The organism is Chryseobacterium phosphatilyticum, assembly GCF_002899825.2.
GTDB classification, from domain to species: Bacteria; Bacteroidota; Bacteroidia; order Flavobacteriales; family Weeksellaceae; genus Chryseobacterium; species Chryseobacterium phosphatilyticum.
In genome coordinates, this window is sequence record NZ_PPED02000088.1 from 1 (window position 1) to 463 (window position 463).

1 protein-coding gene is annotated in these 463 nt (G+C 74.1%); it reads right to left on the bottom strand.

The features are described 5' to 3' along the window. Positions 1 to 219: 219 nt before the first annotated feature. The coding region (locus C1631_RS25515; RefSeq protein WP_133248974.1) for an OsmC family protein at positions 220 to 463 on the bottom strand (244 nt) is incomplete at its 5' end.

Here is a 463-nt window from a genome sequence, read left to right on the forward strand (position 1 = left end):
GTCCGGGCGCCGTGATCGGGTGGGCGGCGGCCGGCAGGCGTGCCGTCGTGCGGGCGGCGTGGGGGCCGTAGGCGCCGGGCGCCCCGGGCGCCGGGGGGATGGCGGCGGGATAGTCCCCGGCGTCGATCGCGCCGAGACGCGGGCGCAAGGTCTCGCGCACGATCCCGGCGACGTCGAGCGGAAGGGGCTCCGCTATGCGGGCGCTGGCGGCCATCGGCGTCAGGCCCGCGCCAGGGTGACGGAGACGGGGTTCTTCACCGTATTGAGCACCGGCGACCACTGCCCGGCATGGGCCACGAGTTCATCGAGTTCGGCAGCAGTCGCGCCCTCGACGTCGAGATGCACCTTGAGCCGCACGGCGGTGAGCCCGACCGGCTTCTCCGACAGGTCGCCGGTGCCCCAGACCGAGGTGATGTTGATGTCGCCCTCCGACTCGACCTCGATGCCCCTGACGGTCCAGCCG